General features: G+C 46.0%; 24 protein-coding genes. 11 read left to right on the top strand and 13 right to left on the bottom strand.

Annotation, left to right across the window (positions count from 1 at the left end; genetic code table 11):
• Positions 1-18 precede the first annotated feature (18 nt).
• Complete coding sequence (locus tag R7F67_RS20020) at positions 19-1326, bottom strand: anaerobic C4-dicarboxylate transporter (protein WP_005382378.1); 1308 nt, start codon at positions 1324-1326, stop codon at positions 19-21.
• Positions 1327-1502: 176 nt separating this feature from the next.
• On the bottom strand, positions 1503-2954 hold the full coding sequence (aspA, locus tag R7F67_RS20015; protein WP_005382379.1) for an aspartate ammonia-lyase: 1452 nt from the start codon (positions 2952-2954) through the stop codon (positions 1503-1505).
• A 431-nt stretch (positions 2955-3385) separates the two neighbouring features.
• Between aspA and R7F67_RS20010 the strand changes: the two genes are divergently transcribed.
• Entirely contained in the window at positions 3386-3904 is a 519-nt protein-coding gene (locus R7F67_RS20010; protein WP_005386383.1) for an FxsA family protein, read from the top strand.
• Positions 3905-3974: 70 nt separating this feature from the next.
• Here the strand turns inward: R7F67_RS20010 and trmL are convergent, their stop codons facing one another.
• The 4 genes from trmL to R7F67_RS19990 form a co-directional block, all read right to left on the bottom strand.
• Positions 3975-4454 (bottom strand): tRNA (uridine(34)/cytosine(34)/5-carboxymethylaminomethyluridine(34)-2'-O)-methyltransferase TrmL, encoded by a 480-nt coding sequence (gene trmL, locus R7F67_RS20005; protein ID WP_025768811.1) that lies wholly within the window; start codon positions 4452-4454, stop codon positions 3975-3977.
• 136 nt (positions 4455-4590) lie between these two features.
• The gene (locus tag R7F67_RS20000) at positions 4591-5199 is read right to left on the bottom strand and encodes a superoxide dismutase (RefSeq protein ID WP_005382382.1); all 609 of its coding nucleotides are present in this window, start codon (positions 5197-5199) and stop codon (positions 4591-4593) included.
• A 174-nt stretch (positions 5200-5373) separates the two neighbouring features.
• Positions 5374-6768, bottom strand: coding sequence for an envelope stress sensor histidine kinase CpxA (cpxA, locus tag R7F67_RS19995; RefSeq protein ID WP_318057318.1), 1395 nt, complete (start codon positions 6766-6768; stop codon positions 5374-5376).
• Positions 6768-7457 carry a response regulator gene (locus R7F67_RS19990; RefSeq protein WP_005382384.1) on the bottom strand — a complete coding sequence of 230 codons (690 nt, stop codon included), beginning with the start codon at positions 7455-7457 and terminating at the stop codon, positions 6768-6770. Before R7F67_RS19990 ends, cpxA begins: the two co-directional genes overlap by 1 nt.
• A gap of 190 nt (positions 7458-7647) precedes the next feature.
• On the opposite strand from R7F67_RS19990, the gene R7F67_RS19985 reads away from it, so the two are divergent.
• The 3 genes from R7F67_RS19985 (at position 7648) to pfkA (ending at position 10426) form a co-directional block, all read left to right on the top strand.
• The gene (locus tag R7F67_RS19985; protein ID WP_005386388.1) at positions 7648-8160 is read left to right on the top strand and encodes a CpxP family protein; all 513 of its coding nucleotides are present in this window, start codon (positions 7648-7650) and stop codon (positions 8158-8160) included.
• 111 nt (positions 8161-8271) lie between these two features.
• Positions 8272-9180 carry a CDF family cation-efflux transporter FieF gene (fieF, locus tag R7F67_RS19980; protein WP_318057321.1) on the top strand — a complete coding sequence of 303 codons (909 nt, stop codon included), beginning with the start codon at positions 8272-8274 and terminating at the stop codon, positions 9178-9180.
• A gap of 283 nt (positions 9181-9463) precedes the next feature.
• The gene (gene pfkA / locus R7F67_RS19975) at positions 9464-10426 is read left to right on the top strand and encodes a 6-phosphofructokinase (protein ID WP_182016935.1); all 963 of its coding nucleotides are present in this window, start codon (positions 9464-9466) and stop codon (positions 10424-10426) included.
• Positions 10427-10517: 91 nt separating this feature from the next.
• Here the strand turns inward: pfkA and R7F67_RS19970 are convergent, their stop codons facing one another.
• On the bottom strand, positions 10518-11900 hold the full coding sequence (locus tag R7F67_RS19970; RefSeq protein WP_017821828.1) for an MATE family efflux transporter: 1383 nt from the start codon (positions 11898-11900) through the stop codon (positions 10518-10520).
• A 240-nt stretch (positions 11901-12140) separates the two neighbouring features.
• Between R7F67_RS19970 and R7F67_RS19965 the strand changes: the two genes are divergently transcribed.
• The 3 genes from R7F67_RS19965 to R7F67_RS19955 all read left to right on the top strand — a co-directional run bounded on the left by R7F67_RS19965 (position 12141) and on the right by R7F67_RS19955 (position 15032).
• Positions 12141-12431 (top strand): co-chaperone GroES, encoded by a 291-nt coding sequence (locus tag R7F67_RS19965; RefSeq protein WP_005381516.1) that lies wholly within the window; start codon positions 12141-12143, stop codon positions 12429-12431.
• 77 nt (positions 12432-12508) lie between these two features.
• A complete protein-coding gene (groL, locus tag R7F67_RS19960) occupies positions 12509-14155 on the top strand; it encodes a chaperonin GroEL (protein WP_005381509.1) in 1647 nt (548 codons plus the stop codon).
• 313 nt (positions 14156-14468) lie between these two features.
• Complete coding sequence (locus tag R7F67_RS19955) at positions 14469-15032, top strand: VC2662 family protein (RefSeq protein WP_005395435.1); 564 nt, start codon at positions 14469-14471, stop codon at positions 15030-15032.
• 100 nt (positions 15033-15132) lie between these two features.
• On the opposite strand, the gene R7F67_RS19950 is transcribed toward R7F67_RS19955, so the two are convergent.
• Positions 15133-15630 carry an MgtC/SapB family protein gene (locus R7F67_RS19950; RefSeq protein ID WP_005381504.1) on the bottom strand — a complete coding sequence of 166 codons (498 nt, stop codon included), beginning with the start codon at positions 15628-15630 and terminating at the stop codon, positions 15133-15135.
• Positions 15631-15725: 95 nt separating this feature from the next.
• On the bottom strand, positions 15726-16748 hold the full coding sequence (epmB, locus tag R7F67_RS19945) for an EF-P beta-lysylation protein EpmB (protein ID WP_053350697.1): 1023 nt from the start codon (positions 16746-16748) through the stop codon (positions 15726-15728).
• Between the two features lie 32 nt (positions 16749-16780).
• Between epmB and efp the strand changes: the two genes are divergently transcribed.
• On the top strand, positions 16781-17347 hold the full coding sequence (efp, locus tag R7F67_RS19940; protein WP_005381500.1) for an elongation factor P: 567 nt from the start codon (positions 16781-16783) through the stop codon (positions 17345-17347).
• Between the two features lie 267 nt (positions 17348-17614).
• Positions 17615-19018, top strand: a complete 1404-nt coding sequence (locus R7F67_RS19935; RefSeq protein WP_005381498.1) for an SPFH domain-containing protein — start codon at positions 17615-17617, stop codon at positions 19016-19018.
• 102 nt (positions 19019-19120) lie between these two features.
• Here R7F67_RS19935 and frdD read toward each other — a convergent pair whose 3' ends face one another.
• The 4 genes from frdD to frdA are packed head-to-tail and all read right to left on the bottom strand — an operon-like array spanning position 19121 to position 22453.
• On the bottom strand, positions 19121-19498 hold the full coding sequence (gene frdD, locus R7F67_RS19930; protein ID WP_005381493.1) for a fumarate reductase subunit FrdD: 378 nt from the start codon (positions 19496-19498) through the stop codon (positions 19121-19123).
• An 11-nt stretch (positions 19499-19509) separates the two neighbouring features.
• Positions 19510-19893 carry a fumarate reductase subunit FrdC gene (gene frdC, locus R7F67_RS19925; protein ID WP_005381491.1) on the bottom strand — a complete coding sequence of 128 codons (384 nt, stop codon included), beginning with the start codon at positions 19891-19893 and terminating at the stop codon, positions 19510-19512.
• 2 nt (positions 19894-19895) lie between these two features.
• A complete protein-coding gene (locus R7F67_RS19920) occupies positions 19896-20654 on the bottom strand; it encodes a succinate dehydrogenase/fumarate reductase iron-sulfur subunit (protein ID WP_005381489.1) in 759 nt (252 codons plus the stop codon).
• Positions 20654-22453 (bottom strand): fumarate reductase (quinol) flavoprotein subunit, encoded by a 1800-nt coding sequence (gene frdA, locus R7F67_RS19915; RefSeq protein WP_005381487.1) that lies wholly within the window; start codon positions 22451-22453, stop codon positions 20654-20656. Before frdA ends, R7F67_RS19920 begins: the two co-directional genes overlap by 1 nt.
• 435 nt (positions 22454-22888) lie before the next feature.
• Here frdA and epmA point away from each other — a divergent pair, with 435 nt between their 5' ends.
• Both epmA and R7F67_RS19905 read left to right on the top strand, forming a co-directional pair.
• Positions 22889-23860, top strand: coding sequence for an elongation factor P--(R)-beta-lysine ligase (epmA, locus tag R7F67_RS19910; protein ID WP_005381485.1), 972 nt, complete (start codon positions 22889-22891; stop codon positions 23858-23860).
• A 9-nt stretch (positions 23861-23869) separates the two neighbouring features.
• Complete coding sequence (locus R7F67_RS19905; protein ID WP_005381482.1) at positions 23870-24244, top strand: VanZ family protein; 375 nt, start codon at positions 23870-23872, stop codon at positions 24242-24244.
• The last annotated feature ends 15 nt before the right edge of the window (positions 24245-24259 follow it).

The following is a 24259-nucleotide window of genomic DNA, read 5'->3' as shown; positions in this document are numbered from 1 at the left end:
AGTAAGACTCTGTTTCTACTAGATCAGTAGACCACCGAATGCGAAGCCAAGTGCTACCGCAGAAGCGATGGTTACCACACCAGGTACAAAGAATGGGTGGTTGAATACGTACTTACCGATACGAGTTGAACCCGTGTCGTCCATCTCAACCGCTGCTAGAAGCGTTGGGTAAGTTGGCAGCACGAATAGCGCACTTACTGCTGCGAAAGATGCAACTGCGGTAAGTGGTGCCACACCGATAGCAAGTGCTGCTGGCATCAGCGCAACAGTGGTTGCACCTTGTGAGTAAAGCAGCATTGAAGCGAAGAATAGAACGAGTGCTAGCATCCATGGGTAGTCTGCTAGTAGCGCACCCGCAACTTCTTTGATGCCGTCAACGTGCGCGTTAACGAACGTAGAACCTAGCCATGCCACACCAAGAACACACACACATGCTGTCATACCAGAGCGGAATGTTGCTGCTGCTGGGATTTTGCCAGCATCGATTTTACAGCTCATTACGATAGCTGCCGCAGCTGCTAGCATTACCGTCATGATAGCTTCGTTACGACCTAGAGCAGGGTTCTCGATAAGGCCAACAGAGCCAGAAATTGCTGCTGCGTAACACACGACAAATGCGATTGCGCCTAGGAAGATGAATGTTGCTTTCTTCGCTGTTGGTAGGATTTCGCGTTTTGCTTCTGTATTTAGCTTGATTAAGCCTTTTTCTAGACGCTCTTGGTATTCAGCATCGTCTTTTAGCTCACAGCCCATGAAGTTCGCCACGAACGCACCGATCATGCACGCGATGAACGTCGTTGGGATACAGATTGCTAGTAGTGTTAGGTAGTCAACGCCAAATGGGTGCAGCATTGCCGCGAACGCTACAACAGCCGCTGAGATTGGTGATGCGGTGATAGCGATTTGCGATGCTACGACCGCGATAGACAGTGGACGAGAAGGGCGCACGCCTTGGCCTTTCGCTACTTCTGCAATCACTGGCAAAGTAGAGAATGCCGTGTGGCCAGTACCCGCCATTAATGTCATTAGGTAAGTTACGATAGGCGCATAAAAGGTGATGCGCTCAGGATGCTTGCGCAAAAAGTTTTCAGCAACTTGCACCATCCAGTCTAAACCACCCGCTACCTGCATTGCTGCGATAGCGGTGATTACAGACATGATGATCAAAATTACGTCAACGGGAATGTAAGCTTGGCTTGTTGGTACGCCCAAGATCAAAGACAACGCAATGACCCCAGCACCACCGGCAAAACCAATGCCGATACCACCGATTCTTGCCCCCAAATAGATGAAGAGCAGAACCACGAAGAGTTCGACCATGACCATATTGATACCTCTTTAGTTTTTTATTTGATTCTGATTTTTTGAACACTCAGGAACAGGAGTAAATGCTCAGAGAATGAGAACCTAGTGGTTTAGCGGCAATAAAAGCATATAAAAAATGTGGTTAACCGTATGAGAGCCTAAAAAAGGGGCCTGAGTGGCCCCCTTCGGATTCGTTATTACTCGTAACGTTTTGCTTTGTAAGTAGGATGCATGAAGTTTTCTACTGACAAGATTTCATCAAGCTCCTCTGCTGTAAGCAGACCGCGCTCTAGCACGACTTCACGAACACTCTTACCAGTTTCTGCACAAATCTTACCTACGATGTCACCTTCGTGGTGGCCGATGTATGGGTTTAGGTAAGTGACGATACCGATAGAGTTGTAAACGTAGTTTTCGCAAACTTCTTTGTTCACAGTGATGCCGTCGATACATTTATCGCGTAGGTTCACACACGCATTGTGTAGTAGAGAGATAGACTCAAACACGCTTTGTGCGATAACTGGTTCCATTACGTTTAGCTGTAGCTGACCGCCTTCTGCTGCGAAAGAAACCGTGTTGTCGTTACCGAGAACTTTGAAGCAAACTTGGTTTACTACTTCTGGGATAACTGGGTTTACTTTAGCTGGCATGATTGAAGAGCCTGCTTGCATTTCAGGTAGGTTCAATTCATTTAGACCCGCACGAGGACCAGAAGAAAGTAGACGAAGGTCGTTACAGATCTTCGATAGTTTCACTGCTAGGCGTTTTAGCGCGCCGTGAGTCATTACGTATGCACCACAGTCAGACGTTGCTTCGATAAGGTCTTCTGCTGCAACAACGTCAAGGCCTGTTACTTCCGCTAGGTGTTTTACTGCAAGTGCTTGGTAGCCAGTTGGTGTATTTAGACCAGTACCGATTGCGGTTGCGCCTAGGTTGATTTCTAGGAGGAGTTTAGATGTGTAATCTAGAGCACGAATCTCTTCGTTTAGTGTTACCGCCCACGCATGGAACTCTTGACCTACTGTCATTGGTACTGCGTCTTGAAGCTGAGTACGGCCCATTTTCAGTACATCTTTAAACTCAACGGCTTTAAGTTCGAATGCGCCTTTTAGGTACTCAATTGCTTCCATTAGCTTATGTACGCTGTTGTATACCGCAATACGGAAACCTGTTGGGTACGCACAGTTGGTTGATTGGCTCTTGTTTACATGGTCATTTGGGTTAACAAATTCGTATTGGCCTTTCTCTTTACCCATCAACTCAAGCGCAACGTTTGCGATCACTTCGTTCGTGTTCATGTTAACTGAAGTGCCTGCACCGCCTTGGAATACGTCTGATGGGAACTGATCCATACACTTGCCAGTTTCTAGGATCAAATCACACGCTTCGATGATGTAGTTTGCAACGTCTTTTGGAATAGCGCCAAGTTCTTTGTTTGCTAACGCTGCTGCTTTTTTGGTCATTACCATGCCGCGTACAAATTCTGGTACGTCAGAGATGGTCATATTGGAGATGTTGAAGTTCTCGATCGCACGTAGCGTATGAATACCGTAGTACGCATCTGCAGGGACATGACGTTGACCTAATAGATCTTCTTCAATACGAGTGGCTGGGTTTGCTGTTTTTGGAGCATCAGATAGGGTAGCCATAGCAGGATCCTTAGATGATAATTCTGATAATAAAGTTATTTATTAGCCATTTCTGCAATCTAGAATCCATTCATCAGAATTTTTGGCTGGAAAATCCGTCCTGACTTATGTGGCACATGATACTGCACCTAGCGCATAAAAATAGTAACTAGATCACCTTTTTCGTTTTTCATGAGTCAATAATTTGCAAAGTATGAACGGGTTATTAATAACCCTTTATAGGTACTCGATTTTCCTCGACAAACATGAGTTTTTAGAGTTCGAAATTAGCACTTTAAAAGCACGAAAAAATCGGTATGCAATTGAATGAAACGCGTTCCCGCTACTTTGTCTAAAAGAGAAGGAGACCAGTATGAACACGCTTTTTTACAACGATTCGTTTGAGCTTAGTCTGCTTTTACCATTACACTGAATTAAACAAAGGAGGGCGTGTGTTTCCTATCTTATTATTAGCGTTTATTTTTGTTCCGATCATTGAAATCGGCTTATTTATTCAGGTGGGCGGCTTTTTAGGTTTATGGCCGACCATTGCACTAGTCTTAATCACTGCATTTGTTGGTGCGTCGTTGGTTCGTAGCCAAGGTATACAAACACTGATGTCAGTACAGGGGCGTCTTGAACAAGGTGAAATTCCAGCCCAGCAAATTTTTGAAGGCGTAATGCTAGCGGTGGCTGGCGTGCTACTGTTAACCCCGGGCTTTATGACCGATGCCCTTGGTATGTTGGTGTTGCTTCCTGCGCCACGCGCCGCGATAGCTAAATACTTGATGAGCAAAATGGTGGTGAAAACCATGCATGGTGGTGGCTTCCAAGGTGGTTTCTCTAACCAGGGGCCATTTGAGCAAGACCCGTTCCGTCGTGACCCTTTTGATTCCCAGTCAGATAATGGCAAGACCTTCGAAGGGGAATACGAGCGTAAAGACGATGATGATCGCAACAAGCTCAACTGATTGAGTTAGACAGTAAAGAAAACAAAAGGGCGCACCAAGCGCCCTTTTCTGTATTTGGAATTCGTGCTGCTTACAATGCGCCTTCAAAGCCCATTTGACGCCATGCTTCAAAAGCAATGATCGCAACGGCATTCGAAAGGTTTAGGCTGCGCGCATCTGGCATCATTGGAATGCGAATACGCTGCTCCATTGGCAAGCTATCGATGATTTCAGCAGGCAAACCACGAGTTTCTGGACCAAACATCAAAACATCACCCGTTTGGTATTGTGCATCAACGTGGTGACCTGTGGTTTTGGTGGTGCAGGCAAACAATCGGTAGTTACCTTGCTTCTCTTTCTCTAAATATTCTAAGAACGCTTGATAGTTTTTATGACGCGTTACGCGAGCTAAATCATGGTAATCCAAACCAGCGCGGCGGACTTTTTTCTCTTCAAGATCGAAACCCAGAGGTTCAATTAAGTGAAGGTTTGCACCGCAGTTGGCGCATAGTCGAATGATGTTGCCGGTGTTCGGCGCGATTTCTGGTTCGTATAAAGCGATATCAAACATGGTATTGAAATAGAGTTGGTCAAAGAGAGGGGCAGTATATACCCAAGTCACCGAAATATGCGAGATTCAGCAAGATTGACCTGGGTATGAAAGCAGGCATTAGCGCGGATGTTAATACCGTACGTATCGATGCTCTTTATAAGAGAGCGTGAGCATAGTTTTCTTCAACTGCTCGCCAGTTGACGACGTTCCACCACGCATCAATATATTCTGGGCGACGGTTTTGGTAACTGATGTAATACGCGTGCTCCCACACGTCTAATGCGAGGATTGGTTCACCGCGCACATCCACTACGTCCATCAGAGGGTTATCTTGATTGCTGGTGGACGTAATGTGAATCTCACCATCTTTTACGATCAGCCATGCAAAGCCAGACCCAAAGGTATTGATGGCAGCTTGGGCAAACGCCTCTTTAAATTGCGCAAAGCTACCAAATTTATCGTTAATTGCTTGAGCAAGCGCGCCTTGAGGCTCTCCGCCACCGTTTGGTGACATGCAATTCCAATAAATGATGTGGTTGTAATAGCCGCCACCATTATTACGTACTGCTGGACTGAGCTTAGAGATATTGTCAAAGATCTCGTCTAATGACTGAGTTTCGAGCTCACTCCCTTCAACGGCATTTACAAACTTATCAAAGTACGTCTTGTGGTGTTTGCTGTAATGCACTTCCATGGTTTTCGCGTCGATGTACGGCTCTAGTGAATCGTACGGGTAAGGCAGAGCGGGAAATGTATGTGACATAGTAAATCCTCCTTAATTGGAAAATTCACTTTAATGCTAACGATAATTATTATCAACTTTGATCTTTGTAAGGGTATTCTAAGAAGCCTCACCAATTTCTAAAGTGAGGGTGGGGCTGTGAATCACTCACTCTAGAAATATGGTGCGAATTATTGTTAGTTCATCAAATTGAGACTAACAATTGATCGGTAAGGTGATACTCATACGCAATCCGCCTAAAGGACTTCGGCTGGCTGCGATCGTGCCACTGTGCTGGCGAATGGCACTTTCGGTAATGGTTAGGCCGAGACCTGTGCCGCCAGAGTGGCGATCGCGTGCCGTGGAAACGCGATAGAATGGGCGAAAAATCGCGGCCAGTTCCTCTTCTGGTACACCTTCTCCATTATCGTCAACCGTGATACGAAGCGTATCGTCATCGGCTTTGATGTCGATTTGTACCTCATCTTTTCCGTAGTAAATGGCGTTACGAACGATATTTTCCACCGCACTCATCAGCAGTTTAGGGTTACCGGAAATATTGCGCTTAGGTAATTCTGAATAGTGTAGCTGTTTGCCCATTTGCTCTGCTTCAAACTGCGCATCTTTAATGATTTCTTCCCATAAACTTTCTAGTGGCTGTGTTTCGCGAGTCATATGACTGTTCGCCTGCATGCGAGAAAGCTCTAATAGTTCGCTGATCATCTGTTCCAAGCGCTGCGCTTCGGTATCGATACGAGTCAGTTCTGGGCTTTCGCCTTGTTTACGCGTCGCTAATGCGCTTGCCATGCGCAGACGAGTTAAAGGTGAGCGCAGCTCGTGAGAGATATCGGATAGCAAACGTTGTTGTCCTGAAATCATTTGATTAACCGCTTCGACCATCTGGTTGAAGCTGCTGCCTGCTTGACGAAATTCCGCCGTACCTTTTTCTAAATTTGGGTCTGTGACAAATTCACCTTTCGCCACACGTTGAGCAGCGGCTTCAAGACGACGCGCTGGCTGACTCAAAGCCCAAGCAAGCCATAACAGCAATGGTGTACTAACCAGCATGACCGCAAGCAAGAGCTGGAATGGGTGATCAAACAGACGCAGGAGTAGAGGTGGTGGCTCATTCCACTTGAAGCCCACGTACATCAAGATATCGGAACCTGCCAAAGTGATAGGAATTGGGCCCGCAATCATGTATCGACCATACAGCTTCTGCTTTGGATTATTGTAATCTTCGATACTGGTGACAAAGTTTTGCATGGCACGCAATTGAAAATTGCTGCGTTTTTCTGTCGTAAGAACATTACCGCTGTAGTCAGAAAAAAACACTCGTGGGCGAGGGTCGTGCTTGCCGTGGCGGTTGCCCTCGATACGAAAAAGTATGCGGCCTAAATCAGTTTGCTGGCTGTATTTTTGTTGGATTGAGTCACGCGTTTCTACCATACGTTTGTAGTGTTCTTCTGGAATATCGCGAGCTTTGCGTGGGTCCAAATGTGGCAGTGATAGCACGGCTATCAATACTAATAACATGGTGAACCAAAAAATGGCAAAGATGCGTCCATACAGGCTATTGATGTTTGGCAGTTTGATGCGTGATAGGAGCATTAATCCTCCTCAAGCAGCATGTAGCCACGACCACGCAGGGTTTTAATTCGCGGCTTGCCATTGCTTTGATCTGGTAATTTTTTACGTAAGTTCGAGACATGCATATCGATAGCGCGATCAAAAGCAGCGAGTCGTTTACCAAGCACATCTAAGCTCAGTGTCTCTTTGGTCAGCACTTGTCCTGGGTTTTGTACGAAGTGGGTGAGTAGCGCAAACTCGGTTGCCGTGAGATCGAGCAACTGTTGCTCACAATACGCTTCTTGCTTACCGGGATAGAGGCGGATTTCTTGATACTCAATGCAATCGCTGTTTTTGGTATTTTTTTGTGTGCTGCTAGTGCGGCGTAAAATCGCGCGGATTCGCGCTAACAGCTCTCGGTCACTAAAAGGTTTTGGTAAATAATCATCCGCGCCCAGTTCCAAGCCGATCACGCGATCAATTTCTTCCCCTTTAGCGGTCAGCATCAAGACGGGAGTTTCCCAATTTTCACGTAAGCGTTTCAGCGTTTCCATGCCATTGAGTTTTGGCATCATGACATCCAACAAAATCAAATCAATCTTATCATTGATCGCGGCTAAGCCGGCTTCACCGTCATTTGCTTCGCTGACGTCAAACCCTTCGAAACTGAGTACTTCTTTTAATAAGCTAGTTAGCTCGATATCGTCATCGATTAAAAGAATGTTTGCCATGGGGGCACCTATAGTAAGTTACCGATAGCCTAATATTACATTGGAATGATGCGCAACGAAGAGGAGAAAAATCACTCTTTACGATTCTTTACGCTCCCTATACGTCGCTTTACCTAGTGGGTCGTATTCTATACTCAAGCGCTGTGAGAACAGCTCAGAAGAACCACTCACCTGTGTAAGGAATCGTATTATGAAGTCTGCAAAAAAACTTGTGTTAGCTGCTGTTGTTCTACCTCTTACTCTTGGCGCCGCAAGCGCATTCGCTTACGGTGGTAAAAACCATCATAAAGGCCCTCGTGACGAATGCGGCATGGGTATGGACCGAGGTGTCATGCGTCAACTAGACCTGACTGATGCACAAAAAGATCAGCTAAAAGAAATGCGTGAAGCAAACAAAGCAGAAATGAAAGCAAAATTCGCTGATGGCAAAGAAGCACGTATGGCTGAGCGTCAAGCGCATCACGCAAAAGTACAATCGCTTTTGCTGGCGGATAACTTTGATGAAGCTCAAGCTAGCGAATTAGCAAAAGAGATGGTTGAGCGCCAAACGGAACGTCGCGTGCAAATGCTAGAAAGAAAGCACCAAATGCTTAGCGTATTAACACCTGAGCAGAAAGCGAAATTTGTTGAGCTACAAAATGAACGTATGCAAGAGTGTGGCGACAGAATGCACAAGCGCATGGAAAAGTCGCGCAATAATTAAGTCATGAATTGATGTTATATAAAGAGGCAGCCATTGGTTGCCTCTTTTTGATCTGGTTATTTCATGGTCATTCAATATACTCAACGTATGGTTTTAGTTAACTCTTTGATTATGAAACAGCAATACGCACGTTTAGTTACGACCGCCGCTTGGACTGCAACCATTGTGGCGACGCTTCTTCTGATAGTAAAAGTCATCACGTGGTGGGTAACCGGCTCAGTGAGCTTATTGGCGTCATTGATTGACTCCATGTTAGATATCGCGGCTTCGGTTGTGAATCTTGTGGTGGTTCGTTACGCCTTACAACCGGCAGACCGCGAACATACGTTTGGACATGGTAAAGCTGAGTCCTTAGCGGCCCTAGCCCAAGCAATGTTTATTTCGGGCTCGGCAGTATTTTTGATTCTTAACGGGATTGACCGATTTTTCCGCCCGCATGCTTTACACGCACCGGAGTTAGGTGTGTATGTATCGCTGTTTGCGATTGTGGTCACACTTGGCTTGGTGATGTTCCAAAAACATGTGGTTCGCGTGACGGGGAGCCAAGCAATAGCGGCGGATTCTCTGCATTATCAGACTGACTTGTATATGAATGCTGCGATCATGGTGGCTCTGGGGCTCAGTTATTTGGGAGTGACTCAAGCGGATGCTGTGTTTGCGATTGGTATTGGTGTCTTCATTCTTTATAGCGCTTTCAAAATGGTCAGCGAAGCGATTCAAACCTTACTTGATAGAAAGTTGCCCGATGAAGAGCTTGAGCAAATTAACCAAGCTTGTTTGAGCGTAAAAGGGGTATTGGGCGTGCATCAGTTACGCACGCGAATGTCAGGACCGACGCGCTTTATACAGTTGCATTTAGAGCTAGACGATAACTTACGATTAATTGAGGCGCATTACATTGCTGATAAAGTGGAAGATAATTTATTGGCTCTGTTTCCTGATGCGGATGTATTGATCCATCAAGATCCATTGTCTGTCGTTTTCGGACCAGAGAAAGAGCAGAAAGCGCAAGATTGGTAGGCTTGAAAAATCCATCAGTGCCCGACGACAAACAGGTACTTATTGACTATCTTTCCATCAATACTTATTAAGATTCGTGATCCTGATATGAATCAACAAAGTTTCATAGAGAAACTGTAATACTCTTACATAAGTAGAAAAGTTACATAAAAAAGTGCGTTTTCATTGGTAATCCTGTAGAGGAAATGTAACATAACGCACAGTTCTGGATTATGCAGGTTGCTTGGTAACAAGGGGCCTAAAAGAAAATTAAATAATTGATTGCCAAAGATCGAGGGTGAGCATGATTAAGAAGATCGGTGTTTTAACAAGTGGCGGTGACGCACCTGGTATGAACGCTGCGATACGCGGCGTAGTACGTACAGCACTATCCGAAGGATTGGAAGTATTCGGTGTGTACGACGGCTACCTAGGCCTATACGAAGGCCGCATCGAGAAGCTAGATCGTTCTAGCGTTTCAGATGTGATCAACAAAGGTGGTACGTTCCTAGGTTCTGCACGTTTCCCTGAATTTAAACAAGTGGAAGTTCGTGAAAAAGCGATTGAGAACCTGAAAAAACATGGTATCGATGCACTAGTGGTAATCGGTGGTGATGGTTCGTACATGGGTGCGAAGAAACTGACTGAAATGGGTTACCCATGTATCGGTCTTCCGGGCACAATCGATAACGATATCGCAGGTACGGATTACACTGTGGGCTACCTAAGTGCACTAAACACCGTTATCGATGCAATCGACCGTCTACGTGATACTTCTTCATCTCACCAACGCATTTCAATTGTAGAAATCATGGGCCGTCACTGTGGTGATTTGACTCTGATGTCTGCAATTGCGGGCGGTTGTGAATACATCATCACTCCGGAAACTGGTCTAGACAAAGACAAGCTGATCAGCAACATCCAAGATGGTATCGCTAAAGGTAAGAAACACGCGATCATCGCGCTTACTGAGCTAATGATGGATGCTAATGAACTAGCACGTGACATCGAAGCCGCGACAGGTCGTGAAACTCGTGCAACAGTACTTGGTCACATCCAACGTGGTGGTCGTCCAACTGCATTTGACCGCGTACTAGCATCTCGTATGGGTAACTACGCTGTTCACCTATTGATCGAAGGTCATGGTGGTCGTTGTGTAGGTATCGTGAAAGAGCAACTTGTTCACCACGATATCATCGACGCAATCGAAAACATGAAGCGTCCAATACGCAACGATCTATACAAAGTTGCTGAAGAGTTGTTCTAAGCAAGCTTGAAATAGATAAACAAAACCGCGGCTTTCCGCGGTTTTTTTGTATTTGAGAATCAACAAAAAAGAAACTAGCGATAGACGAGTGCTAAGACACGCTGCTCTGCTCTATGAGCGTTAACTTGCGCTCGCGCAGCGCAAACAAGTAGCCCAGTAGCCCACCCAACGTATTTCCAACCGCGATACCGATAAACAAGCCTTCAATGCTGTAGATTTGGCTCCCGATCCACGCCGATGGCAAGGTAAAAATGAACAGCCGCATAAAGCTCCACTGGAATGCACGCAATGGCTTGTGCATCGCATTCAAACCACTGACTAACATCATCACGATGCCTTGGAAGCCATAACTAAATGGCACCACCAGTAAATAATGCCAAAGCAGGTTTTTCACCGCATCTTCCTGAGAAAATAGCGCAGCCAGAGGAATGCTCAGTGGCACCATCATCAAGAAGATAAACCCTTGGAATACCACTGCAAAACGCATGCTAATAAATAAACCGGAAAAGGCTCGTTGCGGTTGTTTGGCTCCTAAATTTTGTGCCATAAACGGTGTGAGGGCAGAGGTCAGCGACATCAATACTAAAATCAATATAGACTCAATACGCTGCGCTGCGCCGTAAGCAGCAACCGCCGCTGTACCGTGGTTGGATAACAGCATCATCAGAATGGCACCGGACAACGGATTCATCGCGTTTGATAGCGCTGCAGGGGTACCAATTTTTAGTGTCTGTTGCCAGTCTTGTTTCAGCAAAGCCCATTGGGGTTGAGCAAGCAATTTTTCCCGTTTAATTAGCACATAGAATGAGCCACACAAAGCACCTAACCAGCTAAAGGCACTTGCTATGGCTGCGCCTTGAATGCCAAGTTCCGGAAAAGGGCCATAACCGAAAATCAACAATGGATCGAGCATGCCATTAATCAAACCAGCCAACATCATGACTTTTGCTGGTGTTTTTGTGTCGCCAGTAGCTCGGATAGCACTGTTGCCCGCCATTGGGATCACTAGCAGAGGAATGGTGAGATACCAGACCTGCATATATTGCTCAATAAGAGGGATGAGATCATCAGACGCACCAAGAAAACGAAACAATGGCGCAATGGTGGTAAAGCCAATAGAAGACGCGATAGCCACAAGTAACACGGCTAACAACAAACCGTGGGTGGTGAACCGAGCAGCTTGTGGTGCATGACCTTGCCCAAGCAAGCGACCAATATTGGTCGATAGTCCCATCCCAATCCCCATCGTAATGCAATTAACCGCAAAGGTGACAGGAAAGGTATAGCTGATAGCCGCTAGCGCTTGAGTGCCAAGCAACGAGATAAAAAACGTGTCCACCAAGTTAAACATCAAAATTGCGATCATGCCCATGGTCATGGGTACGGTCATTTTCCGCAGCGTTTCAGGAATGGGTGCGGTCAACAAACCATGCTTATCGGTCGCTTGGGGTTCCAGCTTGTTATTTTCCTGCATGTGTGACAACTATCTGGTGAGCAAACTGCAAGGATACAAGAAAGCGAGATGCCGAGCGAGTGAGCATTTCTAACGCAAACCGTTGCCTAGTTGTTCGTTATTTTAACTAAGTCACAAAAATTTTGTGCCACCCCCTTGGGATCGCTGCTTCGACCCCTTATATAGGGATCACGTGTCTGGGGCTACAGTCCCTAAGGACAATTATCAAATAAACATGGAAATTTTCAGGAGAGACGACCGATGAACATTCGTCCATTACATGACCGAGTTATCGTTGAACGTAAAGAAGTTGAATCTAAGTCTGCTGGTGGCATCGTTCTGACTGGTTCTGCTGCAGAAAAATCGACTCGCGGTGTTGTTCTAGCTGTGGGTAAAGGCCGCATCCTAGAAAACGGCACCGTACTGCCACTAGACGTTAAAGTCGGTGATACCGTTATCTTTGCTGAAGGTTACGGTACAAAAACTGAAAAAATCGACGGTAAAGAAGTGCTTGTCATGTCTGAAAACGACATCATGGCGATCGTTGAATAATAGCAATCATTGAGTAATTTTTTGCTCAGATTCAATTACGAAATTACACACAAAGAATTTTAGAAAGGAAATCAAAGATGGCTGCTAAAGACGTTAAATTTGGTAATGACGCACGAGTTAAAATGCTGGAAGGTGTAAACGTTCTGGCTGACGCAGTAAAAGTAACACTGGGTCCTAAAGGACGTAATGTCGTTCTAGACAAATCTTTTGGTGCACCGACTATCACTAAAGATGGTGTATCAGTAGCGCGTGAAATCGAGCTGGAAGATAAATTCCAGAACATGGGCGCACAAATGGTTAAAGAAGTTGCGTCTAAAGCAAACGACGCAGCGGGTGACGGTACAACAACAGCAACGGTACTAGCACAATCTATCGTTAACGAAGGTCTAAAAGCAGTCGCAGCGGGCATGAACCCAATGGATCTTAAGCGTGGTATCGACAAAGCTGTTGCTGCGGCAGTTGAGCAACTAAAAGAGCTTTCTGTTGAATGTAACGACACAAAAGCGATCGCGCAGGTTGGTACTATCTCTGCAAACTCAGACGCAAGCGTAGGTAATATCATTGCAGAAGCAATGGAGCGTGTGGGTCGTGATGGCGTTATCACGGTTGAAGAAGGTCAGGCGCTACAAGACGAGTTAGACGTAGTAGAAGGTATGCAGTTCGACCGCGGTTACCTGTCTCCTTACTTCATCAACAACCAAGAATCAGGCAGTGTTGATCTAGAAAACCCATTCATTCTTCTTGTTGATAAGAAGATCTCAAACATTCGTGAGCTTCTTCCAACGCTAGAAGCTGTCGCGAAAGCATCTCGTCCACTGCTTATCATTGCAGAAGATGTAGAAGGCGAAGCGCTAGCAACATTGGTTGTGAACAACATGCGTGGCATCGTAAAAGTTGCGGCTGTGAAAGCACCTGGCTTCGGTGACCGTCGTAAAGCAATGCTACAAGACATCGCTATCCTAACTGGCGGTACTGTGATTTCTGAAGAGATCGGTCTAGAGCTAGAAAAAGTTGCACTAGAAGATCTAGGTCAAGCGAAGCGTGTTTCTATCACGAAAGAAAACACGACTATCATCGATGGTATCGGTGAAGAAGAGATGATCTCTGGCCGTGTTGCTCAGATTCGTCAACAAATCGAAGACGCAACTTCAGACTACGACAAAGAGAAACTACAAGAGCGCGTTGCTAAACTAGCTGGCGGTGTTGCAGTAATCAAAGTCGGTGCAGCGACCGAAGTTGAAATGAAAGAGAAGAAAGACCGTGTAGAAGATGCGCTAGCCGCAACTCGCGCAGCGGTTGAAGAAGGTGTTGTTGCTGGTGGTGGTGTTGCACTTATCCGTGCGGCATCTAAGATTGCTCACCTAACGGGTGACAACGAAGAACAAAACGTTGGTATCCGCGTTGCACTACGTGCAATGGAAGCGCCAATCCGTCAAATCACGAAGAACGCAGGTGAGGAAGACTCAGTGGTTGCGAACAACGTGAAAGCGGGTGAAGGTAGCTACGGCTACAACGCGGCAACAGGCGAATACGGCGACATGCTAGAAATGGGTATCCTAGATCCAACTAAAGTTACTCGTTCTGCACTACAATTCGCAGCATCGGTTGCAGGTCTGATGATCACAACTGAAGCGATGGTTACTGACCTACCGCAAAAAGACGCGCCAGCGATGCCTGACATGGGCGGCATGGGTGGCATGGGCGGTATGGGCGGCATGATGTAAGCCAGCTTATCTCATCGCTCTAAGGAAGCCCTTATAGCGGAAAGATAACCGACCAAACCTTTAAAAGTCGAGGCAGATGCCTCGACTTTTTTATGCGTGCCACCTGAGAAACATGACGTCCTGGTGTGGCTTATCATGAAATTTTTGAGCGTAAAAAGCGCCATTTCAGAAGCAAAAAATCGAAGAGAAATATTTTTCTTTTGAGTCAGATGGTTAAATCTGACCTATTGCTAACACTTTTTGAACGGGGACAGAGCAAAATCTGAACATTACACTATGTTGTAAATTGTTGCTTCCCATCATGGAGATGAAAATGAAAAAGCTTATGACGTCATTGGCGGTTGCAGCCGCTATCGCATCACCTGTTGCTTTAGCCGACAGTACACCTGTGATGTTCTCTACTATCGATAACACAAACGCACCCTCTAATTCCTCAGTAGGTGGCGTTCGTTTAGCTGTGTTGCATGGGCAGGTAAATGAGGTTAAAGGTGTCGACTTTTCACTGCTTGGTATGTCAGAAACGGATCGTACGACAGGTGTGAACTTTGGTCTGTTTTTTGGTGCAGCAAAAGTAAATCAAGAAATGAAAGGCGCGTCTTTAGGCTTAGTTAACTGGAACCAAGGTCAGACGACGGGTGTTAACTTGGGTGCTGTTAACATTACGAACAACGTAAAAGGCTTGAACTGGAGCGCGGTGAACTATTCTGAAGGCTACACCATGGCGGATGTGGGCTTAGCGAGTATCTCTAAGAAGTCTAATTTCCAGTTTGGTTTCTTCAACATGACCGATCAAATCGATGGCGTGCAAATTGGTCTTTTGAACTGTGCGGATAACGGTTTCTTCAAGTGTTTCCCACTCATCAACTTTGCTAAGTAATCCCTGAGAAAGTCAGAATCTTTATATACAGAAAGCCCTCGATGTTTGTCGAGGGCTCTTTAATTACTGATGAGATGAAGCGAGTTTCTCGGAGCGTTAACTATTTAATTAATCGTGATGAAGTTTTGCGTTGTTGAATTCTTTGATGAACACCGCGGCGTAATGCTTTGATGTGGTTTTCTGCTTTATCCACACCTAACAACACGGTTAGTGTCAGGAGAGTAATAACCACCGACTGCGTTAAATAACCCAAACCTATCATCAAACCTAAACCTGCTAGCACCCATATTACAGCCGCGGATGTTACGCCATGGATTTTTCCATCAAGTGTCATCATAACGCCAGCGCCTAAGAAGCCGACGCCAGTAATGATCTGACCAAGCACTCGTGCTTGATCAAGTGTATTTGGCGATAACGACACTGCCATCGACATAAACAGGTAGGTGCCTGAAATAATTAATATTGCTGTGCGAATGCCAACCGGTTTACCACGAGTTTGGCGCTCTATACCGATCATGAGCCCATTAATGGCGCAGCATAGTAGGGCAGGCCAACTGAATGGGCCAAGATCGAAAATTTGTTCGAATGCTGTATGCATCTTGACCTCCAAAAGTGCGGAGTATGCATAGACTTACCGTGCAAAGCGAACAAAAATAATCAATCTAGACGACAAATTTAATTGAGTGTCAGAGCTTATTCTAAATGCAAATCCAACGGCGTTTTACTTGGCCTGCCACCAACTTCTCGTGTGAGTTTTGGTACCAGATAACCCGATACACGCGTGATGAGTCCGCGCATAATAGCTTTCGCTTCTTCGTCCGAAATAAAGTAGTGCGCTGCGCCTTGCACCTTATCAAGAACGTGGAGGTAATAAGGCAAGATACCCGCGTCAAATAAGGCCTCACTTAACGCCACTTGAGCTTCTACCGAATCATTCACGCCTTTCAGCAGAACGCCTTGGTTTAGAAGCGTAACGCCCGCTCTTTTGAGCTTGAACATCTGTTCAGCAAATTCGTCATTGATTTCGTTAGCATGGTTGATGTGAGTGACGAGGATGATTTGTAACCTTGATGCTTGCAGCAGTTGGCATAGTTCATCAGTGACTCGAGCAGGAATCACCACAGGTAAACGGCTATGAATACGCAGACGTTTGATGTGAGGAATATGAGCAATGTGCTCTAAAAGCCAATGAATCTCATCGTCTTTTGCCATTAATGGATCACCACCTGAGAAGATGATTTCGTTCAACTCTGGTTGTTGTGCCATGTACTCTAAGCACTTGGTCCAGGCTTGTTTCCCGCTTTTGTTCTCTTGATAAGGGAAGTGACGACGAAAACAGTAACGGCAATTTACCGCGCAGCCACCTTTGACAATCATCAGGGCGCGGTTGCGATACTTGTGTAGCAGGCCAGGGACTTCATTGTCCTGCTCTTCCAATGGATCATTGGAGTAACCCGGATGCACCTCAAATTCGTCGCTCAGTGGTAAAACCTGACGTAAAAGAGGGTCTTTAGGGTTGCCTTTCTCCATCCTATCGACAAAACTTTGCGGTACACGCTGTGCAAACAGCTTGCGCGCGGCAAACCCGTCTTGCCACGGTGAAGGATCAATTTCCAGTATTTCGAGCAATTTTGCAGGATCAGAGATCCCATTCGCCAACTGTTTGAGCCAGTTTTGCTCAACAGATTCGACTTTTCGGGTTATTATGTGCGGCATTGAATTTAGCTCTAAGAATGTAAGAGGAAAAAATGGCTACAGTTAGCACCAATGAATTTAAAGGCGGTCTTAAGTTAATGCTTGATAACGAGCCTTGTGTAATTCTGGAAAACGAATACGTTAAACCAGGTAAAGGCCAAGCGTTCAACCGTGTTAAAATTCGTAAACTTCTTTCTGGTAAAGTGCTAGAGAAAACATTCAAGTCTGGTGACACTTGTGAAGTGGCAGACGTAATGGATATCGACCTAGATTATCTATATTCAGACGGCGAATTCTACCACTTTATGAACAGTGAAACGTTTGAACAGATCGCAGCGGATGCAAAAGCGGTAGGTGAAAACGCTAAGTGGTTGGTAGAAAACAACACTTGTATGATCACACTTTGGAACGGTAACCCAATTACTGTTACTCCACCAAACTTCGTTGAGCTAGAAGTTGTAGACACAGACCCAGGCCTGAAAGGTGATACTCAAGGTACTGGCGGTAAACCAGCGACGCTATCAACTGGCGCTGTTGTTCGTGTTCCTCTGTTCATCTCAATTGGTGAAGTGATTCGCGTAGATACTCGTACTGCTGAATACGTAGGTCGTGTGAAGTAAGCACTTTATATGATTGTTAGAAAGGTCGCTTCGGCGGCCTTTTTTATTGCCTGTGATTCTTCTCTTTTAATCCCTCTGCGTAAAACATCGATATCCTCCGCAAATTTTTGATGATTTTGTATTATTCGTAAAAATCTTATTTATTCCATGAATCTGTCGATTATTCCTTAATGTAACATTTTGATACATTAGTACTTGTTGCTGAGTTGCATAGCAATCTGATTTTTATCGATTTAACTCAGTAACAATCCAAAAAAGGAGAACAAAATGGAAAGCAGAGGTTTAGGAAGGGGTTTAAAGGTGGAAGAAAGACGTCAGTTACTACATAAAGGATTAAAAGCAGCCGTATTTGGCGTACCGCTGTTGGCAATAGGCTTAACGATTAATAGCTCGGTGCTGATGACCGATGCGGGTTACAGCTACGTGCATCAGAATAATATTACTGGTGAGTTGGATGTGTTTACTGAACCTGGCATTCATTTTCGTATGCCATTTCTGTCCAAAATCACCAAGTATGACCAAGTGATCACCGTGTCATTCGGTAACAGCAAGGGCGAAGATTTTTATCAACGTCTTGATGCGATTCAGGTTCGATTTGCCGACACCTATATTGGTCAGATCCCCGTAACATTCCGCTTTAAGCTCAGTAATGACCCTGAAGCGGTGAAGAAGATGCATAAAGAGTTCCGCAACAACAGTAACTTGATCGATGCGCTGCTTGTAAAGAACGCACGTAACGTAACGGTGATTACCGCAACCCAATACACGGGTGAAGAGTTTTTCCAAGGTGGTTTGAACCAGTTCAAATCGAAACTTGGCGATCAGTTACGAGAGGGGATTTATCTAACAGAGCGACGTCAGGTTGAAGTGGAAGAGTTGGATCTTGCGCCTGTTGGGGCGAATCAAGCCAATCCGAACCAATTACAGCGCACCAATCAACTGGTATGGAAAACTGTGCCAGTCGTAGACAAAACCGGGCAACCAATTCGTCAAGACAATCCGTTACAACAATACGGTATTCAAGTGACGCAGGTGACCATTGGTGACCCGCAGCCAGAAAAGCAATTAGATCAGTTATTGGCAGATAAAAAGCGTCTAGTGGCGGATCGTATTCGCGCGATTCAGGAACAAGAAACGTCGAAAGCACAGGCAGAGACAGAGCAGTTACGCAAAGAGATTCAACGAACACGTGAGGTGCAAGACGCTCAGCGTGGTAAAGAACTCGCAATTATTGCTCAGCAAAAAGAAGTGGAAGTTGCACGTCAGATTGCAGAGCGTGAAATCGTTGAAGTGGAAAAAACCAAACGACTTGCTGAAGTCGAGAAGGAGAAAGAGCTAGCTATCGCAGAGGCTAACTTAGCGATTCAAAAAGCGAACGCACTTTCTGCTGAGTTTGAAGCGAAAGCGATATTAGCGAAAGGTCGCGCAGAATCTGAAGTCCTTAAAGGTAAGTATGCGGCGTTAGGAGCAAACCGTGAAGTTTACTTGGCAGAATTGAATCGAGACGTAGCGAACTCGCTGTACAACAATTTGCAAAACTTCCAAGTTCAGATGCCACAAAATTACATTGGTGGAAGTGACGAAACGGGCTTGAAAACAAACCTAGATGTGATTACTGGCTTTGGTGCTCTGGGTCTTATGGACCAGACAAAGAAGGTCACACAGCAATAAGATCATGGGTGGTCAAAAGCTTAAAAAGCAAAAAGATCATAGGTAACCCAAAGCAATAAAAAAGCTGGCATTTAGCCAGCTTTTTCTTTTTTGGTCAGTCTCTTAAATCATGAAGATAAAGATAACTGCTAGTGCAGTGATGAGGCCTGCAAATGCATAGCATGCAATTTTACCAATCACACCAGTGTGGAACTTAAGGTCGTGCATGCCGTGGTGTACACGGTGCATTGCATGCCACATTGGCAATGCTAGCGTGCCAATGATGAATAGCGCACCGATGATGCTGGTTGCGAATGCGGAGACACGCTCGTAGCTCATCGCTTCTGCATCAATCACGCCTAGTGGGACCAAGATGCCCAGCACCAATACCGTGATTGGCGTGATCATCGCGAACCAAGTACCACCTGCGCCAAACAGACCCCACCAGATTGGCTCATCAGAACGTTTTGGTGATGTGTTTACACTATAATTCGGTTTCATTGCTCAGCTCCTTACACCACGATGAGAACGATCAGTGAGATAAACGCAACAGCGGCCCACTGAGTCAATACGATGATCTTCTTGTCCACTGGTTTGCCTTTCAAACGAATTGGCATTACTTGTGGCATCATGCTGAAGAAAGTTTGAGCGTGGAATAGGCTACCGAGTAGTGCAACGATGTTGATTGCGACTACGATTGGGTTCGCCATGAATGCTAACCAACCTTGCCATGCTTCAGGACCTTTCACCAAGCAACCTAAACCGAAAGTTAGGAACAGAGTGAATAGGATTAACGGAAGCACCGTAGCTTCGCGTAGCATGTAGAAGCGGTAGAAAGGATGGTTCTTCCACCAAGTGCGTTTTACTTCACGAACGTAAGGTTTACGATTGCTCATCCTTATGCCTCCACTTTCTTTGGTGAACCATCAGGTTTCAACATAGCAATCACGAAGTCCATAGAAGACTCCACTTTGCCTTGGTTTACTGCCGCTGCTGGGTCAACGTTCTTCGGACAAACTTCAGAACAGTAACCAACAAACGTACAACCCCAAGCACCGTTTTCACCGTTGATAAGCTTCATGCGCTCATCTTTACCGTTGTCACGGCTGTCTAGGTTGTAGCGGTGGGCTAGCGTTAGTGCAGCAGGACCGATGAACTCTGGGTTAAGACCAAACTGAGGACATGCGGCATAGCACAGACCACAGTTGATACAGCCAGCGAATTGCTTGTATTTCGCCATCTGTTCTGGCGTTTGCAAGTTCGTACCGTCTTCTGGTTTACGATCGTTACCAATGATGTATGGTTTGATTGCTTCTAGGCGCTCGATGAATGGCGTCATATCAACAATCAAGTCTTTCTCGATTGGGAAGTTCGCTAGAGGCTCGATAGTCACGCCGTCTGGGTAGTCACGTAGGAAGCTCTTACAAGCAAGTTTCGGTACGTTGTTCACCATGATGCCGCAAGAACCACAGATCGCCATACGGCAAGACCAACGGTAAGACAGATCTTTGTCTAGGTGGTCTTTGATGTAACCAAGTGCGTCAAGTACAGACATGGTTTCATCGAATGGGACTTCGAATGTTTGCTTGTATGGTTCTGCATCTTTCTCTGGGTCGTAACGCAGGATGTCTACTTTTTGAATGCGATTTGCTGACATTATGCTTGCTCCTCTGCGTTCTTCTCTTCAGCCGCTGCTTTTTCTGCTGCTTCACCGTATAGACGAGCTTTTGGCTGTGACTTAGTGATGGTCACATTGCTGTAATCGATACTTGGTGCTGACTCTGGCTTGTAGAAAGCAAGTGAGTGTTTTAGGAAATTCACGTCATCACGTTCTGTACAACCGTCGTCTAGACGTTGGTGCGCGCCGCGAGATTCTTTACGTAGAATCGCAGAGTGAACCATCGCTTCTGCGACTTCTAGGCCGTAACCCACTTCGATTGCGTATAGAAGGTCTGTGTTGAACACTTTACCTTTGTCTTTGATGCTGATGCGTTTGTAGCGTTCTTTCAACTCAGTGATTTTGTCGATAGTCGCTTGCATCAAATCTTCTTGGCGGTATATACCACAGCCCGCTTCCATGGTGTGGCCCATTTCTGTGCGTATTTCTGCCCAGTTTTCGTCGCCTTCTTGGTTCATCAGTTTCGCGATGCGCTCTTCAACGGCTTTGACTTGCGCGTCAATTGCCGCGTCGTTCCAGCCTTTGAATTCTGCTGCGCGTTTCACTGCATTTTCACCCGCTACGCGGCCAAATACCACGAACTCAGCCAGTGAGTTAGAACCTAGACGGTTTGCACCGTGAAGACCAACAGACGCACATTCACCCACCGCGAATAGGCCTTTAATGCGAGTTTCACAACCGCCGTCCGTTTCAATACCACCCATGGTGTAGTGAACGGTTGGACGAATTGGAATTGGCTCTTTTGCAGGGTCCACGTTTACGTAAGCTTTTGCTAGCTCACAGATGAACGGTAGACGCTCTTGTAGGTACTCTTCACCAAGATGGCGAAGGTCTAGGTGCACCACGTCACCCAGTGGGTGTTTGATGGTGTTGCCTTTCTGTTGTTCGTGCCAGAAAGCTTGAGAAACTTTGTCACGAGGACCCAGTTCCATGTATTTGTTCTTCGGTTGGCCAACTGGAGTTTCAGGGCCCATGCCGTAATCTTGTAGGTAACGATAGCCGTTCTTGTTAACGATGATACCGCCTTCACCACGACAACCTTCCGTCATCAGGATACCTGTGCCTGGAAGACCGGTTGGGTGGTATTGAACGAATTCCATATCACGTAGAGGAACGCCGTGACGGTAAGCCATTGCCATACCATCGCCCGTTACGATACCACCGTTGGTGTTACAGTGGTAAACACGGCCCGCGCCACCTGTTGCTAGAACAACCGATTTTGCTTTGATAGTAACAAGCTCGCCTTCAGACATGTGAATAGCAATCAGACCTTGAACTTCGCCTTCATCAACAAGCAGATCCACCACAAAGTACTCATCAAAACGTTTGATGTTGCTGTACTTCATTGATGTCTGGAATAGCGTATGAAGCATGTGGAAGCCAGTTTTGTCTGCAGCGAACCAAGTACGTTCAACCTTCATACCACCAAAGCGGCGTACGTTGACTTCACCGTTCTCTTTACGACTCCATGGGCAACCCCATTGCTCCATTTGGATCATTTCGCGAGTCGCGTTCTCTACAAAGTATTCAACAACATCCTGTTCACATAGCCAGTCACCACCGCCAACAGTGTCGTTGAAGTGGTTGTCTAAGCTATCTTCATCCTTGATAACTGCTGCTGAGCCACCCTCTGCAGCGACCGTGTGGGAGCGCATTGGATAAACTTTAGAAATCAGAGCGACTTCTAAGTCTGGGTTTGCTTCAGCCGCTGCAATAGCAGTACGAAGACCAGCGCCGCCTGCGCCGATGACTGCGATATCTGTGGTGATAATTTGCACAGTTATCCTCCAGTGTGTGATTGCGGAAATCCGCTTGTTATTGTCATTACGAGGCGCTCTTTAAAAAGAACTCCCCAAAAGTAGTAGGGTTAGTGTAGATGAGCCACATGGCAGAAAAATTGATGTAATTGGGTTTTTGCTTCGGTAATGCACTTAAGGGCATAGAATTTATAGGTTATGTGACTGCTATCACGGCATCGAGGTTTTGGCCCTCAAGCATTAACATTAGGGATGTTAAACCTGTGTTGCGTGACATTAACCGCATGGATAATAGGTTTTTAACTGAGTGTTTTTTGTGCTGCGGCACGAGTAATGCTTGCCTCAAATTGGCGAGCACATTAGTAAAAAGAAGAAGGGATATTCCTCTCTTCTTGAAGAGTAAAAAGCATGTAGAATGAGGCTTTCCTCGCTGAATTAAAGTTTGAGAGACTTGTTATGCAAACCAACTGGCAACCTACTGCTTCCATTGACCAACTTCGTCAACGTGCGACGTTAATCGCGTCGATTCGACAATTCTTCGCTGACCGACAGGTGATGGAAGTCGATACGCCAGCCATGAGTCACGCAACCGTGACTGACATTCATTTGCATACTTTCCAAACCGAGTTTGTTGGCCCAGGCTATGCCGATGGCAGTAAGCTGTTTTTTATGACCAGCCCAGAGTTCCATATGAAGCGCCTTTTGGCTGCGGGCAGCGGTTGTATTTATCAAATCAACAAAGCATTTCGTAATGAAGAGAATGGTCGCTACCACAACCCTGAATTCACGATGTTGGAGTGGTATCGCGTTGGCTTTGACCATCATAAATTGATGGATGAAATGGATGACCTGTTGCAGCTGGTATTGAAGTGTGGCGCAGCGCAGCGCATGACGTATCAGCAAGCCTTCATTGATGTGTTGGGTGTGTGTCCACTGGAAGGCTCGATGACTGAGCTGAAAGCGGCGGCAAGCAAGCTGGGTTTGAGTGACATTGCTGAGCCTGAAGAAGATCGCGATACGCTGCTGCAACTACTATTTAGCGTGGGAGTAGAAAACAAAATTGGTCAGGACGTGCCAGCTTTTGTGTACGACTTCCCTGCATCACAGGCGGCGCTTGCGAAAATCAATCCTCAAGATCATCGCGTCGCGGATCGTTTTGAAGTGTACTTTAAGGGGATAGAGCTGGCGAACGGATTTCATGAACTGGATAACCCGAAAGAGCAATTAGCGCGCTTTGAACAAGATAACGCAAAGCGTATCGAAATGGGTTTAAAACCACAGCCGATCGATTATCATCTGATCTCTGCACTGGAAGCAGGGTTGCCAGATTGTGCAGGGGTCGCGTTGGGTATCGATCGTTTGATCATGCTGGCGCTAGGCTGTGACCACATTGATCAAGTGACGGCCTTTCCATTTCCAATTGCATAAGGACGTCCAATGAACCTGACGGCTGCACGTTTCGTCATCTTTAGCTACGCCATATTGATCGCTTTTTTATCTCTGAGTTCAGGTGAACTGCAAGACTGGGGCAATATTGCGTATCTCGACAAAATGCAGCACGCCATGGCGTATAGCGGCTTTGCGTTTTTAGGTTGCTTTTGCGTGTGGCGTTGGCGTCAACGTTGGGCGGTGGCGATTGGTATTTTGCTATTCAGCGCCGTTATTGAGTGGTTGCAAGGGTATGTAGGGCGACAAACTTCTTGGTTAGACCTTGTCGCCAACTCAACTGGCATCTTAACTGGTCTGTTATGTTACCGTATTTGGAGCCTCTATCGACCTAGGTTGGTGAAGTCGCTATACTCGATTCGTTAATGAAGAGGGAACACG

Origin of the sequence: Vibrio sp. YT-17 (assembly GCF_033337375.1) — a bacterium.
GTDB lineage: Bacteria > Pseudomonadota > Gammaproteobacteria > Enterobacterales > Vibrionaceae > Vibrio > Vibrio alginolyticus.
Note: the sequence above shows the minus strand (reverse complement) of the source record. Positions and strands in the feature narration are given on the sequence as shown.